Raw genomic sequence first — 16,035 nt, 5'->3', positions numbered from 1 at the left:
CAATCATATATAACGATTCCCTGAGAATAAAAGAAACTGTCACCAAAAACTTTTTTCGAATAGATTCGCATTAAGTGACGGTTCGGATCAAGAAATTCAAGCTAGACTTAACTAACTGAAGTTACCACCACGTTGGCTTTACAAGAATACACGTTCGCATACTATCATACCATTATTGGTAAATTCTGAAAAGGTAGTATTTGTAAACTGCTATTAATGACTACAAGGTTCTCTGCGCTTGCGCCCGTTCCAATTTTTAGGTGCAGGATTGTGAACTATGTTCTTATCTCCTTGAAACGAAAAAAAGCAGCCCGATGTTTTATCGGCTGCCAAAAGCTCAATTACTTCAGTTCAAGTGCAACACGCAGTAGTTCTTCCTTCGTCAAGGTTGAAGAATCGCTTCCGACGCTGTACAAAAGCGTGTATTTCTCAAAGGTCGCTAACCACTGGATTTCCTGAACACGATTCGAATCTGCGAAAAAGAACGGTTGCGTCTGGAGGTAATGTGCTTTTGCTCCATGAACGTTTATCTCCTCACTCTCCATAAGGCCCGTACCAATTCTTATGTCCGTCTTCTGGTCAATGAGCTGCATGCTGACGTAAATCACGTCCTGTCGATCATTGCGGTAGAGCGTGGTATAGCTGTGTGACTGGTTCTCAGCGATCACCTTTCTCCAGGCTATCTTGCCGCCCTGCTCCTCGGATTCTCTCGTTAGTTCCGGCAGCAATTCTTGCAATTCCAGAGAGATAAACCCTCCAAATGGCGGTCCTTCCTTACCTCCGACGAATTCTAGCCCGGTACTCGTTTCGGTCGGGAGTTTGAACTCGGGGGTGTTCTTGGCCAAAATCGTCTTCCACGCCGATAAATCCGTGATAACCGTAGGATTGGATACAACAACAAGCCCCTTCTTCTTATCCATCGCATTCCACTTAGCTAATTCCGGTAAATATGCGATGGCCGCCTCCCCAACCCCGAGCGACGCTTCAACCTGTTGAAGTTCCCGATGGATAGCGGATGACAATTCTGCGTTATCGATACGCGTATTCGTTTGGCTGTAATGCAAGCTCATGCGATGATCGCTGATCTTCAGCCATATGTATCTGTTAAATCCGGAAAAGACTACGACAACGACGAGTGCCAACAATACTTTCACCGCAACTGGCTTCAATGATTTGGATCGCCCACGGCGCATCCGGTCCGACTCATACAGCGTCCGAATATTCTCCTCGTGTCCGGGGGCAGGGTGTATTTCCTTAGCGCTCCTTCGATACTGTTCGGTTAGTTGATCGCTATTGAACATGGACAGATCCCTCCCTGTCAAGATGAAAGTCATCGATGATTTCACGTAGACGCTGAATGGCCAGATGATGCCGCGATTTGGCTGTTCCTACGGGAATGTTCAAGCTTGCCGCGATTTCTTCATATGAACAATCCTGGTAATATCTTAATACAATGACTTCCCTGAGCTTCAGAGACAATCTATCCACATGCGCAAGCATCTCGTATTGACCCTCGATTTCGAACACTTCCTCCTCTGGCTGCTTAGGCGATATATGTGGCTGCATGACCCGGCTTCGGGCGATTATTCGCACTTTTCTCCACAACTTTCGTTTCCAATTACTCGTTTGCCGCAGAATGAGACCGTTTAACCATGAACGAAAAGGCTTGTTAAAATCATAGGACGGCAGCGCTTGAAATAGAGCTAAGTATACCTCGCTTACAATGTCCTCCACCTCTCCCTTATTGGAGATCAAAAAATAAACCGTCCGATAAATATGATCGTTAATGCGACTATAAACCTCATGAAAAGCTTCCGAATTCCCATGTAACATCAATCGGAGCCATGGGTGCAGTTCATCGTCTTTTACGCTGTCCACCTCCTAGATCGATATGCTCTTCTCATCTGTTGAATCCCTATGATCACCTTGGCCGAACCGATCAACAGCAGCAAGATGGGAATGATTAGTAGTGCATGCCCCACCCCTGGTATAAATCGCACAATGATTCCCCACGGAGCCATAGCAATTGCGGGCAACCGCCATAACACGGCAAGAGGTATCAAGAAATACAAAATAATCGTTGAAAGGTTAACAATAAAACAGCCAAGCGTAGTCTTCGGGTATTCTCGTTTCCCCTTTATTACGCGATATATCGCCCAGAGGATCCAAGCGATAGCTAACGACAGTATTATGAGAATATAGCCGTCATAATTGCTAGATTGGGTCGGTAACAACATGGAGCTTGGAAAGAGTTCTCCATTCGAGATTACATTCAAAATGTGCATGGACAGCTGCGTATATACGCTGCCATCCAACGTAGTCTTCAATGCATCGTTCGTATTCATGAGCGAGACAACCCCCCATCCGCTCTCAGGGAGAAGAAGGAGGTCGGAATGGAAATTTTCAGCATCCCCGCCGTGCGATATCATACGAGAATCCGCGAACCACCCCATCCCGTACGGAAAAACAGATGAAGGCGTATGCATGAGTTGCATTCCTGCGGATGAAATGAGCGAAGTCTTCCGATAGTTCCCGCCGTTCATTTGTGCAAGCAAATAATGCGTCATATCTTCTGCCGAAGATATGATATATCCAGCAGGCACCAAAGCCGACTGAATCTTCGGATTCGTCGTGGTCAACCTGCCGAATATAGACTGATACCCGCTGGCAAGCCCATGTTCCATTGCTACCGATTTGTCGGCATAGCTACTTATCATGTCTAAGGGCTTGAAGATCCGATCTTCGATATATTGCTCAAAAGACATGCCTGTGACACGCTGAATGATCTCCCCAAGGATAACATAATTCAAGTTCGAATATTGAAATACCGTTCCAACCGGTTCGTTGAGTTTCAAGATCGTCTGACTGCGAACCGGCTCCTCAAGGGATCGAGGTTCTTCACTCAGAATTTTCCTTCCTGCATAGGTGGATATCCCACTCGTCTGGTTCAAGAGATCACGAACGGTCACTTGTCTCCTCCCCGACGGGTCTTCAAATTGCAACCAAGTCAGATAACGCTCTACTTCGGCATCCAATTCGATTTCGCCTTGCTCGACGAGCTGCATGATCGCCAAGGCGGTGAAGGATTTGCTGGTAGATCCCAGGATGAAAGGCGTCCTGGGCGTAACGTGTCTACCATCGTCATCCGCAGTTCCATAACCTTTGAGAAAGACCAATTGATCACGATAGATTACCCCTAACGATAGTCCGGGAATATGATGTTCCCGCATTCCGTCTACGACCAGCTGATCAATCTTCTTCTCATCAATTTCAACTTTCGCGTATGCAGCCGTAGCATTTGAAGCATGAAATAGAACGCATTGTGAGATAAGAATTACGGCGATCATACTCCTCATTGAGTAAACATCGAAAGTTCGGATACGATAACCATCGCCACCTTTTGCTGATCGATGACAAATTCAATAACCCTCTCATTCTCCTTGTCTAGATACCCCTTCAGGTGCATATTATCCTGCTCCCGCGAATAGTAATTTTCCCCATACAGCTCTACAATGCGTGCTTCTTCATCCCCGATCTTTAACTGTTTAGCCGTCGTTTGACCAGGTCGTAATGAGTAGGATACAACATGCCCTCCCTCCAGAACATACTGGTAGTTGTTATATTCCAGGACGACTTCATCGCCCTTCAGCTTGCTCTCCTGTTGCACGTCCATCCTGTGCCGCGGCTCCCCCCATTGTTCGATAACATCTTGCTCCGAAGAGTTCAGGACCTTAAGGCCTCCTGTCTCTTCGCTTAGATTAGTGCTCTGCACACGCTCCATGAAGTCCAGTGGCGATGACGCTGAACAGCCGCTGCAAAAGACGAGAAGCAATGACAAGCATAAGATCATTATTAGTTTTCTCACTGTAGGATCCCCCTTCTAATCTTCTAGCCGTAATATGCTATATTGGCCCGAAGTTTAGAAATGGTTCAGTCATTCATCCTCTCATCACAAAAAAAGTGCTTCACCGATTTCCTCGGGTAGCACTTTTTTCTCAATTTATGTAGAGTCTGTTGATCCGCTCCGTTATACAACTCGCATTAATAACGAATTAAAAATTGTATCTATAATACTTGAAATCATGCCTCTCATTCATCATATGTTCTATTTATTTTTGATCACAGGCAACAAATAATCAAGTATAATTTTCTGTCCTTTTTCTAGCGGTGTGCAATATCTATCATAGGTGTAGACGTCACACCAATAAAAGTTATCATAATCAATTTTGTATCCTGTTTTCTCGATCGCTTCGGAACAGATGAAGTATGCACTATCAATAATATCATTAAGATTATCGGCTTCAATCCATATTTTAGCAACTGTTCCTGCGGATATATTTTCTGTATACATTTTTTCTGGAACAGGTGCATCTCGTTCTACAAATTTACCTATGATATATTGGAAATTTTCTTTTCCAACAAACTTACTCATATGCCCAAGTCCTATATAATCATCAAGATCTTTGCAAATCCATCTATCAATTTCTTGTAATCTGTCAAAAACGCCTTCCTTAAATGCTGAACCCCAGCACTCTTCTCCTGCTGCTTGAAAAGAAGTCATTTTCATCATACCTACAATTTTACGAGGTCCAAGTTCTACATACTCAATTTTTTTAAGCTCTGCCATAATGCGCTTTCCTCCTACAATCCTAATATTTGTAAAGGAGGTGCGGGGATAATCATTAAGCTGTTCTCCAGTCTTCCTAATCCTAGAAGGTGACACCTTGTGGTGCTCTTTGAAAGCTCTTGTAAAAGCAGCATGGGAATTGAAACCATATTTCATAGCGATGTCAATAATTTTTTCACTGCTGTATCTAATATCATAACCCGCCAACGTCAATCGACGTCTCCTCAAATACTCATGAATCGTAATCCCTGTAATATATACAAAAATACGCTGAAATAAGGGAGCAGGACAACCTGCAATTTTAGATATAACACGGTAATCCACTTCATCTGAGCAAGGTATAAGATCTTCTAGATATTCTACTACACTTTCAAAAGCATTTAAGTTATTCACTACGCGCACCTCCTTTCATATTTAAATTATAGGAATATGTTCGTCATATCACTTTACAAGAACTGTACATTTTTTGTAAAGAAAAACGCCTTACTATAAACGCAACATTCCTTCCCTCCATTTTTTTAGGATCTTTATCAAAATTAATCGAATCTAACGTTTGTTGACTATAGTATCAAGTTTGTTATCTAGAAGCCTCGAATCCTCCTATAATACAATGACTGAAACAAGTGAAATTCTAACGAGAAAACGCCGGAAGGAGTCAACAAACATGATCTCTAAAGCTGAACAAAAAGAAAAACGTAAGCGCTTACGATTTCGCTGGCATAAGCAGGATACGGAGCTAACCCTCCTAGCATTGCCGACGACGATATGGTACATCCTATTTTGTTTTTTACCCATGTTCGGGATCATTATTGCCTTCAAAAACTTCAAGATTAGCGGCGGATTCTTCAGCAATGTGTTTAACAGTCCGTGGATCGGCTTCAAAAACTTCGAGTTCTTATTTAAGTCGAACGACGCGTGGATCATTATTCGGAACACCATTGGATACAACATTATTTTTATCGTCCTAGGCATTGTGCTGCCCGTTCTATTCGCAATTATGATCGGACTGCTCCACAGCCGCAAAGCCAGCAAAGTCTATCAGACGATGATGTTCCTCCCCTATTTCCTCTCTTGGGTTGTCGTATCTGCTGTAGGCTGGGCGTTCCTTAGCTTCGATAAAGGGATTGTCAATCAGATGCTCGTCAGTATGGGCGGCGAACCAATTAACTGGTATATGGAGCCGGCATACTGGCCATTCTTTCTGATTCTCTTAAATGTCTGGAAAGGGTTAGGCTACGGCATGGTCATCTATCTGGCAACCATTACAAGCCTTGACAGCACCTATTATGAAGCCGCTGTAATGGATGGCGCTTCCATCTGGCAGCAGACGAGATATATTACATTGCCTATGCTCAAGCTCGTCATCGTCATGCTGTTCATTTTGGCCGTTGGACGCATATTCTACACCGATTTCGGTTTGTTCTATCAGGTCACGCGAGATTCCAACTCCCTATTCAACGTATCGACCACCATCGATGTCATGGTGTTCAAACAACTGAAGTCAGCTACGGTAGGCATGGCGTCTGCTGCAGCATTCGTACAGTCCGTCCTGGGTTGTGCAACGATTCTGATCGCTAACTGGATTGTTCGCAAAATCGATCCGGAAAGCGCAATGATGTAAGGAGGAAAGACGATGGCAACAAAAATCGCTTATACCACGGGCCTTGAGAAGTTTAACCGTACGAGTAAAGTCGTGGACATCTTTTTCCATCTAGTATTTATTCTATTGGCGTTGCTCTGCGTCATCCCTGTCATTGTCGTTCTCTCGATTTCATTCTCTAGTGAGGCCTCCATACGCGAGTCAGGGTATCACTTGATTCCGGTTGCATGGTCCGGAGAGGCTTACGCCTATATTGCCAATCAAGGCACCATGATTCTGCGAGCGCTTGGCGTATCCGTACTCGTTACTGTTGTTGGGACGGTACTCGGCGTCTTACTGACGACCTCTATGGGTTATGTGCTCTCTCGCCCATCCTACAAGCTAAGGGGATTTCTGACCTGGGTCGTATTTATCCCCATGATTTTCAATGGCGGTCTGGTATCCAGCTATTTCATCAATACGAATCTACTAGGACTTAAAGATAGCGTCTGGGCACTTATTCTCCCGCTGGCTGTCTCATCGTTCAATGTGATCATTTGTAAAACTTTCTTTAAGAGTACGATTCCCGATGGGCTGATCGAATCCGCTGAGATGGATGGCGCAAGTCAGCTGCGAATTTTCTTCTTCATCATTCTGCCGATCTCCTTACCGGTACTCGCAACCATCGGACTGTTCCTATGCTTCGCCTACTGGAATGACTGGTTCCAATCGATGCTCTATATCGACAACCAGAACCTATATTCTCTGCAAGCCCTGCTCAATAGCTTGATGAGCAATGTGGATGCGCTGGCTAAGAATGCTGCAAGCATGGGCGTCAGCTATGCCGTACTCGTCGCGACGATGCCGAAGGAATCTGCTCGTATGGCTGTCGCCATTCTCATTGTTCTGCCTGTCGCCTTCGCTTACCCGTTCTTCCAGAAGTATTTTATTTCAGGACTAACGATCGGCGCAGTCAAAGGATAAGGTACGAAGTAAGCCAAGCCAGCTTGGTTTATGATAGATCACTGTACTACGGTTCTAGTGATTACATTTCAAAAAGGGGGAAATGCAATGAAGAAGAAATCTTGGAAGTCTATTTCTATGCTGTGCATTCTAACACTCATGATGACGGCCTTGGCAGCATGCGGCGGCGGTACGAAGACGGAAACGACAACAGAAGGCACTTCGAAGACGACAGAGACACCAAAAGAAACGACGAACAAGGAAGTTCCGACATTGGTCTGGTGGACGATCGGTGGCCAAGTACCGAACAACTTCAGTAAAGCGATTGATGCAATGAATGCATACACAGCCGAGAAGATTGGCGTAAAAATTGATATCAAGGTAGCCAGCTGGGGTGAATGGGATACCAAAATAAACACGATCGTCAACACAGGCGAACCATTCGACATTATGTTCACGAACAGCGGTAAATATAGCAAACAAGTGGCTATGGGGGCTTTTGCCGATCTCACGGATATCGTGCAAAGCGAAACACCTGAGTTGTACAAATTTATTCCGCAAAAAGTATGGGAAGGTACGAAAATTGGAGGCAAATATTATTCGGTTCCTACCTATAAAGATTCATCGCTGACGCAATATTGGGTATACGATGATAAATATGTGCAAAAGTACAATATCGATATCAACAGCATCAAAACATTGCAGGATCTGGATAAGCCGCTCCATGCGATAAAAGCAGGCGAAGGTAAGAGCTTCTATCCATTGCCGATGACGCAAAGCGAAGGCTTGAATGGATTCTTTAACGATTATGACGACCTCACCCTCGGCTTCGCTCCGATTGGCGTCAAAGCTGACGATGCGTCTCGCACGGTTGTCTCCGTTCTTGAGCAGCCTGATGTCATGGCCAATCTGAAGCTTCTGCATCAATGGTATCAGGATGGCATCATCAATCCGGATGCTCCGACCAAAACAGAAAATCAAAAAGGCAGACCGTTCTTCGCAGCACAGGCATTCCCAGGTGCAGAAGTAAGCTGGCAAATCAATGATGCGGTTCAAAAGTATGATATGGTTCAACATTATGGACCGATTTATACGACGAGCACCATTCAAGGTTCCCTTAATGCAATCTCTGCAAATTCGAAATATAAGAAAGAAGCACTGAAGTATCTAGAACTCGTCAACACAGATCCAAAACTGCGCAACATGCTTGCTTTCGGTGAGCTTGGAGTAGATTACAGCAATGTCGATGGCGAGAAAGTCATTGAGCGCACTTCCGATACTTGGCCGCTGGCTGCTTACACCCAAGGTACATTCTTTAATATGGCAGTAACCAAAGGCGCTCCTGTAGACCAATGGGATCAAGTTAAGAAGCTGAATGATGCAGCGACATCTTCCACAATACTAGGCTTCGCACTGGATATCGGCAATCTTCAGACCGAAGTGGCGAATTGCCAAGCGGTATGGGATAAGTACAAATATGAACTTATTACGGGTGCATCCGATCCAGAGAAAATGATTCCGAAGATTACGGCAGAATTGAAGTCCGCTGGGATGGACACGATTATGAAAACGGCTCAAGAGCAAATAAATAATTACTTCAAGTAAGAATAATTTCATGAGCATCCCGCATAGAGACCTTCTGTACGGGATGCTTTTTTGTTGCTATCTATGAAGCTTTGCTGAATCGTGTTAAAGTGGTATTGTAACTGCTTACATTCAACACGATACGGCCATTGAGGTGTCGAAATGAGCTCATTTTTACAAATCAAAATCTACCGTCACAAGTTTATTGCCTATGTCGTGTTCGTCGTGACCATTGGGCTCGCGCTCGGTATTCTAACCTGCGCCATGCTGCTGAATCAATGGATTGGTGATGCCCGGATCGAAGCTGCGAATGCTTTTGCCGGCGTGGAGAATGAGCTGCAGTATGATGCCGACCGCATTGAATCCTACATGCAGCGGATATACTCCAATCATAGTCTGATGGCGGATGCTCGCAGCTTCCTAAGCAGCAGTGTGGAAGATTACCTCATGAGTAGTCTGCAGAAGAGCCAATTCTCGCAGCCGCTGGTCTCCTTCCCAGAAGATATTAAAACCTATCTGTACAGCTGGGCTCAAGGCGAAATAACGCAAATTAGTCTGCATACCAACCAGTATGGCAATGTCGTACGCTTCAGCGATAATGGCATTGCAAGCTTCATGTTCGGTCTTCCCAATACCGACGAAACTTTTCGCGATACCATTCTGAAGGGATTCGTCTATCGCAAGAAACTATCGGATCCAACGCAAGGTTCCAAGGAACTCGGGGAGCTGCGCTTCTTGGTCAGCAGCGATCAAATCTTCAAATCGATACAGAACTATCGATATGGTAAGGTGGCTGCCGTCAGCGCTTCAGGTGAAATCTACCTGATCGGCAATGGACAGGACGAAGACTTGAAGACGCTCGCCCGTCAGGCTGCACACGATGAACGCACGCATGGGTATATTTCGAAGGGTTTCTTAGAGCATATATTTTTTGTCACCTTTCCCTCCACCAAATTCAATTTCAAATTCGTTAGTATCGTTGATTTATCTATATTAATTCGGCAGCATGCCAGTATGCTAATCACCATCTTTCTGATCATCTTAACGACCATGATTAGTGTGCTGCTGCTCATCATGTACAATATGCGGGATGATTCCCGCTTCCTGCACCGCATTATTCAATCGATTGGACGTGTGAAAACAGCCAACTTCACGCCTAACCGCCCTGCCCGTTATCGCCGCAATGAATATGGCATGATCGCAAGGGAATTAGACGATATGATTGAGCAGTTAGATAAGCATATCCGTAATGAATATTTACTTAAGTTAAAACAACAAGAAACGGAAATGAAAGCGCTTCAACATCAGATTAACCCCCACTTCCTTTACAATACGTTAGAGGTTATCCGCTCCACTGCGCTTGTGAACCGAGACATGGATACCGCTGATGCTATTGCAACCCTAGGGGCGCTCTATCGGGACATGGTGAAGAAAGAGAATATTATTCCGATTGCAAGTGAACTGGAATTGCTTCAGAAGTACTTAGAAATTATGGAGTTTAAGTATCCTGAACGTTTTTATTATCAAGTGAATGTCGAGCCGTCCCTCCTCTCGATCCCTACCGTGAAATTCTGGATGCAGCCTTTGGCTGAGAATTTTTTTATTCACGGCTTTAACGCCAGTCATGAATTTAATCTATATGTCGTGAACGGCTGGGAAGCTGAAGACCATTATATGTTGGAATTCGTGGACAATGGACATGGAATGAACGCAGAGCGATTGAATACGGTTCGAAGCACGCTCTTGAATCAAGATGATACCTCTTCCAATAGCATTGGACTGCGCAATGTATACACACGGCTACATTACTTCTATGGGAACCACTTTACGATCGCAATCGAGAATAACGAGGAAGCTGGCATCAAGATTTCAGTACAGATTTCAAAAGAGGTGATGGAACATGTACAAGCTGATGATTGTGGATGACGAACCTCAGATCTTGGAGGGAATGAAGCGAATCCTGGACTGGAAACAATACGGCTTTGTTCGCATCGAGACGTGCGAATCAACGCCGGAGGCCATCTCCAAGGTGGTGGATCTGCAGCCGGATGTCGCCATTTTTGATGTATGCATTGGCAAAGATTATGGATATGAAGCGATCCGCAGACTTAATGAGCTCCATATCCCTACGAAATATATTATTATGAGCGGCTATAGTGAATTCAAATATGCCCAAGAGGCCATTCGCTGCGGCGTCAAAGACTATCTCCTCAAGCCGGTAGAACGCACCAAGCTGCAGCAAGTGATCGAGAAGATTATCGTGGAAGATCTCCATGGTACGGTTGGGAATATGAACGAAGATGCTCTGAACAAGGATCGGGTGCTGGGCGTAAGCTATGACAGCTTATCCAAGCTGGTCAACCGCATCTTACTGATGATCAAGACGGAGCATGCTCAGAATATTACATTAAAATCAGTCGCAGATCGTTTTCAGATGAACAGCACCTATCTTGGACAATTGTTTCTCAAAGAAACCGGAATGAAATTTTCAGAATACCTCATGGCTTACCGAATGCTTCTCGCGCAAGAACGAATTCAATCGACAGATGAGAAGATTTCTTATATCGCGCTTTGCGTTGGCTATAACAATCTCAATTATTTCTATACGCACTTTCAGAGTTTTTTCGGAAAGTCCCCTTCTGACCTGCGGGGAAAAGGCTAACAACGAACTCGGCCGAACGGAGGATATCGATGCTAAAGCGTGCAAGAACCGGACGGATCGTCAGGGTAATCAGTCTTATCGTGCTGCTTACAACGTATATGACTGGTTGTTCCCCACTGCCTAATAACAACTCTGATCCATATCAGGGTGACACCGTTAACCTGATTTATTATACGATTGGAGAGCCCGACAAGGATCTGCGGCTCGTCAATGACAAAATCAATGAAATTATGGCTCGTAAAATCGGCGTTACAATTACCTATATCAAAGTCGGGTGGCAGGAGTACGAAGATCGGCTGAACACGCTCATTTCTGCCGGAAGCCCGTTCGACATCGCGTTTGCGCCCAATTATGCAACGACCGCGATGCGCGGCGCATGGCTAAGACTCGATAATTATCTTACGGGACTCGGCAAGGATTTGTACGATACGATCGACCCAACCTTTTGGCAAGGAGTCCGGATGAATGATGGCGGCATTTATGGCATACCGACCAATAAAGAGCTGGCCGTGCGCGATCATTGGATGTACCCCGCTAACATCGTGGAGAAGTACAATATCGACATTACCAAGTACAATACGCTGGAATCGTTAGAACCCTTGCTTCGGATGATTCAGCAGAACGAGCCTGCCTACATGCCTATGGAATTGGATCGGGATTCGCAGAATTTCTTCGCGCTCTATGGCTATGAGTACATTGTGAACCATAAGATTCCCTTGATGGTGAAATCGCTGGACCCTGCCGCTCAGGTCATAAATATTTTCGAAACTAAGGAAGCACGGCAAGTATTGGACACCTTACGACGATATTATAAGGAGGGCTTCATTAACAAGGACGCCGCACTGCGTGAGACTGGCTCGCTTAAGCGTGGGGATAAAGTGTTCTGGAAGTCGTCCGGCGGCGGACCGCTCTCGGATACGGCCTGGAGTAAGGATCGCGGTTACAAAGTCGTATCGCATCCTGTAACCTCGAACGTCGTCACGACGGAATCCGTCCGAGGCGGCATCATGGCGGTGAATGCGAACACCAAACATCCTATTGCGTGTATCAAGTTCCTGAATCTGCTCAATACCGACCCTGAAATACGCAACTTATTTAATTATGGCATTGAAGGCGTGCACTATTCGCTGGATGATCATGGGCAAGCGACCCCGATTCCTGTCAAAGACAGTCACGGCGACCCGATTCCTAATGCACCAGCAAGCTATACAGGTGTACAGTACACGCAAGGCAACTGGTTTATCCTGAATACGATGGGCGGTGACTACCCGGAACCTCTCGATAAATGGGACCAATTCCGCAAGTACAATGCGGAAGCCATCAAGTCCACCGTTCTCGGCTTTACGCCTGATCTATCCAAGCTGACCGCGCAGACCGATAACATCGAAACGGTATGGAAGAAATACTATCCTAGCCTGATGACGGGCACCGTTGATGTTGACTCAATCCTCCCCAAGTTCAACGAAGAACTGAAGTTGGCAGGCATCGATGAGGTACGGGAAGAAATACAGAAGCAGTTGGATGCATGGCGGAGCGTAAATAGGTAGGTGCTATAGTGGCTCCTACCTATTCTCTTTCGTAATCATTACAAAAATGCTACACTGCCCGGAATAAAGAACATCTATTCGTTCATTATTTCCTCCACCAATTCTTCATGAAGTAATAAACGCCGTATCTCTGTAACATCAGATACAATTGCTACTGGACGATGGTTTGTACTTTGAAGGAGTCCCTTTCGGTTAACCCAGATCGCGTCTATTCCGGTTTCCATTGGACCAACTACATCGTGAGTCCAAGAATCACCTATAAAGAGCGTCTCATCGGACTTTTTGCCAAACTGCTCTAACGCAATAGCATAAATTTGTGGATCTGGTTTGCGATAGCCTAGCTGCTCTGCGTGAAATATGGTTTCATCACTGAAAACTTCTGCTAGTCCCATTCTCTGGATTTTTAATCGAGGGTCGTATAATCCATTGGTGAAGATTCCAACTTGATAGTAACGTTTTAAATCTATTAGCAAAGCGGAAATGAATTCATTTGCGGAGACGTAATCCATACTTATCTTGGAGAAAAGCGTATCAATTTCATCAATGAGTATTGCATCCGATCTAACATTGCAATAGGACAAAGCATGGCTCCATCGAGCTCTCTTGAATGCCTCCGGAGAAATCTCGCGTCTTATAAACGGCTCCAAAATCATTTTCGGAGGATGCAACATTTGCTCTAGGAATACAGATGCATCAAGTGTTCTAGTTACAGAATGCATTCCAAGCGTTTGAATGAGTCCAACATGAAACCATGAGGAATTATCTAGAATCGTATCGTCCAAGTCAAATAAAAGTAAGCTATATTTTCTCAAAATCGTCTCCCCCCCCCATTGAAAGTACCCAACGCCCCTGAGCAGTTACCCAAGGTCTACCTAACTTTACCAATTCTACAGTTCTTGAAAAATTCCTTGCTCATGACGTTACGTGATGTGTTGTAATGGTAAGGAGGTGAGAAGCATGGATGAAACTGACAAAATCTATTTGATTGGCGAGCTGGCCGCGGCAACCGGTGTAACCGTAAGAACACTTCAGCACTACGACAATATCGGGCTTTTGCCGACATCCGGCCGTACTGATGGTGGACGACGTTATTATACGAAGGAAGACATGCTCTGTTTAGAGCAAATCATATTTTATAAATCATTAGGATTGTCTTTACAAGAGATACGCGACAAAATAGTTAAACGTCCGACGTCATCCCAGATCGAGAAAATCCTGCATGAGCAAGAGGTTGTACTCTACAGAAAAATAGAAGACGCATATGCAAGCCTTGCTTCAATCGAGGCATTTCGGACTGCCATCGCAGCTGGAAACTTTCCGTCGTGGCCGTTGTTAACCGATATTATCCGAACCTTAAGGAACAGTAATCTGTTGGATTGGAGTCAAAACACTTTTGATGACGCCCAGAAGGAAAATTTGAGTAACTATTTTGCACAAAAAGAAGCCTTCGACTTTTATCACGCATGGAGAGCAATCGCTTTGAAAGCTGTGACACTTGCGATGTCCGGAGTAGCACCGGAAGATCCAGCTGCACAAGAATTGGCCGAAGCTTGGTGGAACATGGTGCTGGAAGTAACCAAAGGGAATGATGAACGAATCCAAGCTCTCACACAGATTCAAGAAGATCGGGCTTCCTGGCCTGAGGGAGACCGCGATCTCATGGATGCATCCCAATCTTTTATTGATCTGTCGGTTAAGCACTATGTAAAGTCCTTACCCAATGACGGCAAAGAGTATGGCTCTATATTCAGAGCTGAGTAGCTGTCACGCCCTATTAGCGCAACGCGGCTGCTGATCTATGCCGGCAGCCGCGTTTTTGTTATTTATAAAGCTACCATGTCCCGTTAGTTGAGCGAAGTATAAATTTAGCCGAATCTTATCCTAATTCCAATTGCAACGACTTCCAATATTCCCAAGCCTTCACAGATTCCAATTCGACAATAAAGTTGAAAGATGACTTCTTCAATCAGCCTTGATTGCTCAATAGGTTCATGATGAAGCAATTGATAAGCTGTCATTAAAGTCTCTAGATTCAAATCGTCTGGAGATGAGCAAAAAGCGTATGTAAAATCGTATAGCATAGGACCAATCATCGGTGATGGGTCAATAACACCAACAAGTGAGTTTTCATAATACACAAAATTATGCACACCTGTATCGCCATGCAGCAAATATTTTACTTCTTGATCTTCATTTTTCGATAACCTCTCAAATATGGATTCTACTCTTCTATAATCCTCAGTTGATAAAAGGCTTCCCCAATCATTTCTTGTATCCACCAAACTCCGATAGTTCCACTCACGCCAAGACTGAATCGGTGATCCTAGTCTTCTCGTCGTGTTCTGAAAGAAAATAAACTATACCATCAGTAGAGCCCGTCTTAATTTTAGTCGCAATAACTTTGTTATCAATTACGCCTTCTTCATTAAGAATATTTATAATGCTGTTAACATCTACTTTTTCTAACATTATTCATTCCCCTTTAACGCTGAGTTCTGGAGTTACCCTCCATAGCCTCTCTGTTTTAGTTAATATTCCTTCATCAAATTCCATCTTGTAAATATCAGGTTTTGAAGTATTTAATAAAAAGTCCAAGTCAAACTGAGGGTCGAAGTACCCCATCATCATTGTCATAACAGCTCCATGGGTTCCAATAGCAACTTTCTGCCCCTCATATTTGCTTATGATGTTTTTTAAGACAGTTACGACACGGTTTCGACTATTCGTAAAAGACTCTCCCCCAAGTAACGAATAGTCTTGTTCCGAAAACATTTTCTTAACTAATGGATACACTTCGTTATCAGGCAGAATCTTATCATCACCAATAAATACTATTTCTTTTAGTTCCTCAATTACAGTCATTTCTTTGCCTAAAGAATGGGCTAATCCCTCTATTGTTAATATTGCTCTTCTATAGGGACTTGAGATGAAAGTATCTATCCCCTCATCTTTCAATAATTCAGCTACAATTTGGGCATCTGATTCTCCCTTTAATGTTAGTCCACGTGTTCTTTCGTTCCCTTCCATTTTAGGTGATTCTCCGTGCCTGACCATGTATACAAAGGTTTTCATA

General features: G+C 44.4%; 16 protein-coding genes. 7 read left to right on the top strand and 9 right to left on the bottom strand.

Annotated features, from left to right (window positions below; translation table 11 throughout):
• Window positions 1-341 precede the first annotated feature (341 nt).
• The 5 genes from GCU39_RS06595 to GCU39_RS06575 form a co-directional block, all read right to left on the bottom strand.
• Window positions 342-1,301 (bottom strand): hypothetical protein, encoded by a 960-nt coding sequence (locus GCU39_RS06595; RefSeq protein WP_152392784.1) that lies wholly within the window; start codon window positions 1,299-1,301, stop codon window positions 342-344.
• On the bottom strand, window positions 1,291-1,878 hold the full coding sequence (locus GCU39_RS06590; RefSeq protein ID WP_227793463.1) for a sigma-70 family RNA polymerase sigma factor: 588 nt from the start codon (window positions 1,876-1,878) through the stop codon (window positions 1,291-1,293). Before GCU39_RS06590 ends, GCU39_RS06595 begins: the two co-directional genes overlap by 11 nt.
• Window positions 1,866-3,356, bottom strand: a complete 1,491-nt coding sequence (locus tag GCU39_RS06585; protein WP_152392783.1) for a serine hydrolase domain-containing protein — start codon at window positions 3,354-3,356, stop codon at window positions 1,866-1,868. The genes GCU39_RS06590 and GCU39_RS06585 overlap by 13 nt, the downstream gene beginning before the upstream one ends.
• Window positions 3,353-3,865 carry a hypothetical protein gene (locus GCU39_RS06580; protein WP_152392782.1) on the bottom strand — a complete coding sequence of 171 codons (513 nt, stop codon included), beginning with the start codon at window positions 3,863-3,865 and terminating at the stop codon, window positions 3,353-3,355. The genes GCU39_RS06585 and GCU39_RS06580 overlap by 4 nt, the downstream gene beginning before the upstream one ends.
• 240 nt (window positions 3,866-4,105) lie before the next feature.
• Window positions 4,106-5,020: an AraC family transcriptional regulator gene (locus GCU39_RS06575; RefSeq protein WP_193726794.1), complete on the bottom strand. Its 915-nt coding sequence runs from the start codon at window positions 5,018-5,020 to the stop codon at window positions 4,106-4,108.
• Window positions 5,021-5,291: 271 nt separating this feature from the next.
• On the opposite strand from GCU39_RS06575, the gene GCU39_RS06570 reads away from it, so the two are divergent.
• The 6 genes from GCU39_RS06570 (at window position 5,292) to GCU39_RS06545 (ending at window position 12,962) form a co-directional block, all read left to right on the top strand.
• Window positions 5,292-6,248 (top strand): ABC transporter permease, encoded by a 957-nt coding sequence (locus tag GCU39_RS06570; RefSeq protein WP_152392780.1) that lies wholly within the window; start codon window positions 5,292-5,294, stop codon window positions 6,246-6,248.
• A gap of 12 nt (window positions 6,249-6,260) precedes the next feature.
• The gene (locus tag GCU39_RS06565; protein ID WP_152392779.1) at window positions 6,261-7,190 is read left to right on the top strand and encodes a carbohydrate ABC transporter permease; all 930 of its coding nucleotides are present in this window, start codon (window positions 6,261-6,263) and stop codon (window positions 7,188-7,190) included.
• Between the two features lie 87 nt (window positions 7,191-7,277).
• Window positions 7,278-8,774, top strand: a complete 1,497-nt coding sequence (locus GCU39_RS06560; protein WP_152392778.1) for an ABC transporter substrate-binding protein — start codon at window positions 7,278-7,280, stop codon at window positions 8,772-8,774.
• Between the two features lie 141 nt (window positions 8,775-8,915).
• The gene (locus GCU39_RS06555) at window positions 8,916-10,679 is read left to right on the top strand and encodes a sensor histidine kinase (protein WP_152392777.1); all 1,764 of its coding nucleotides are present in this window, start codon (window positions 8,916-8,918) and stop codon (window positions 10,677-10,679) included.
• On the top strand, window positions 10,654-11,415 hold the full coding sequence (locus GCU39_RS06550; RefSeq protein WP_152392776.1) for a response regulator transcription factor: 762 nt from the start codon (window positions 10,654-10,656) through the stop codon (window positions 11,413-11,415). The genes GCU39_RS06555 and GCU39_RS06550 overlap by 26 nt, the downstream gene beginning before the upstream one ends.
• 29 nt (window positions 11,416-11,444) lie before the next feature.
• Entirely contained in the window at window positions 11,445-12,962 is a 1,518-nt protein-coding gene (locus GCU39_RS06545) for an ABC transporter substrate-binding protein (RefSeq protein WP_152392775.1), read from the top strand.
• Between the two features lie 74 nt (window positions 12,963-13,036).
• Here GCU39_RS06545 and GCU39_RS06540 read toward each other — a convergent pair whose 3' ends face one another.
• The gene (locus GCU39_RS06540) at window positions 13,037-13,774 is read right to left on the bottom strand and encodes an HAD family hydrolase (RefSeq protein ID WP_152392774.1); all 738 of its coding nucleotides are present in this window, start codon (window positions 13,772-13,774) and stop codon (window positions 13,037-13,039) included.
• A gap of 145 nt (window positions 13,775-13,919) precedes the next feature.
• On the opposite strand from GCU39_RS06540, the gene GCU39_RS06535 reads away from it, so the two are divergent.
• On the top strand, window positions 13,920-14,723 hold the full coding sequence (locus GCU39_RS06535; protein WP_193726793.1) for a MerR family transcriptional regulator: 804 nt from the start codon (window positions 13,920-13,922) through the stop codon (window positions 14,721-14,723).
• Between the two features lie 104 nt (window positions 14,724-14,827).
• On the opposite strand, the gene GCU39_RS06530 is transcribed toward GCU39_RS06535, so the two are convergent.
• From GCU39_RS06530 to GCU39_RS06525, 3 genes are read right to left on the bottom strand one after another with little or no spacing between them, the layout of a single operon-like run.
• Window positions 14,828-15,241, bottom strand: a complete 414-nt coding sequence (locus GCU39_RS06530) for an aminoglycoside phosphotransferase family protein (RefSeq protein ID WP_152392772.1) — start codon at window positions 15,239-15,241, stop codon at window positions 14,828-14,830.
• Window positions 15,242-15,260: 19 nt separating this feature from the next.
• Window positions 15,261-15,431: a hypothetical protein gene (locus GCU39_RS31380; RefSeq protein ID WP_193726792.1), complete on the bottom strand. Its 171-nt coding sequence runs from the start codon at window positions 15,429-15,431 to the stop codon at window positions 15,261-15,263.
• A 3-nt stretch (window positions 15,432-15,434) separates the two neighbouring features.
• Window positions 15,435-16,034: a histidine phosphatase family protein gene (locus tag GCU39_RS06525; RefSeq protein ID WP_152392771.1), complete on the bottom strand. Its 600-nt coding sequence runs from the start codon at window positions 16,032-16,034 to the stop codon at window positions 15,435-15,437.
• Window position 16,035: the final 1 nt, after the last annotated feature.

The organism is Paenibacillus guangzhouensis, from assembly GCF_009363075.1.
Lineage (GTDB): Bacteria > Bacillota > Bacilli > Paenibacillales > Paenibacillaceae > Paenibacillus_K > Paenibacillus_K guangzhouensis.
The sequence above is the reverse complement of the archived record's forward strand: the minus strand, read 5'-3'. Positions and strand labels throughout refer to the sequence as shown.

Excerpts from the sequence above, each read along its gene's own strand:
- GCU39_RS06550 (WP_152392776.1), top strand. The coding sequence starts at position 10,654 with ATGTACAAGCTGATGATTGTGGATGACGAACCTCAGATCTTGGAGGGA.
- GCU39_RS06535 (WP_193726793.1), top strand. The coding sequence starts at position 13,920 with ATGGATGAAACTGACAAAATCTATTTGATTGGCGAGCTGGCCGCGGCA.
- GCU39_RS06595 (WP_152392784.1), bottom strand. The coding sequence starts at position 1,301 with ATGTTCAATAGCGATCAACTAACCGAACAGTATCGAAGGAGCGCTAAG.
- GCU39_RS06585 (WP_152392783.1), bottom strand. The coding sequence starts at position 3,356 with ATGAGGAGTATGATCGCCGTAATTCTTATCTCACAATGCGTTCTATTT.
- GCU39_RS06545 (WP_152392775.1), top strand. The coding sequence starts at position 11,445 with ATGCTAAAGCGTGCAAGAACCGGACGGATCGTCAGGGTAATCAGTCTT.
- GCU39_RS31380 (WP_193726792.1), bottom strand. The coding sequence starts at position 15,431 with ATGTTAGAAAAAGTAGATGTTAACAGCATTATAAATATTCTTAATGAA.
- GCU39_RS06525 (WP_152392771.1), bottom strand. The coding sequence starts at position 16,034 with ATGAAAACCTTTGTATACATGGTCAGGCACGGAGAATCACCTAAAATG.
- GCU39_RS06570 (WP_152392780.1), top strand. The coding sequence starts at position 5,292 with ATGATCTCTAAAGCTGAACAAAAAGAAAAACGTAAGCGCTTACGATTT.
- GCU39_RS06560 (WP_152392778.1), top strand. The coding sequence starts at position 7,278 with ATGAAGAAGAAATCTTGGAAGTCTATTTCTATGCTGTGCATTCTAACA.
- GCU39_RS06555 (WP_152392777.1), top strand. The coding sequence starts at position 8,916 with ATGAGCTCATTTTTACAAATCAAAATCTACCGTCACAAGTTTATTGCC.
- GCU39_RS06565 (WP_152392779.1), top strand. The coding sequence starts at position 6,261 with ATGGCAACAAAAATCGCTTATACCACGGGCCTTGAGAAGTTTAACCGT.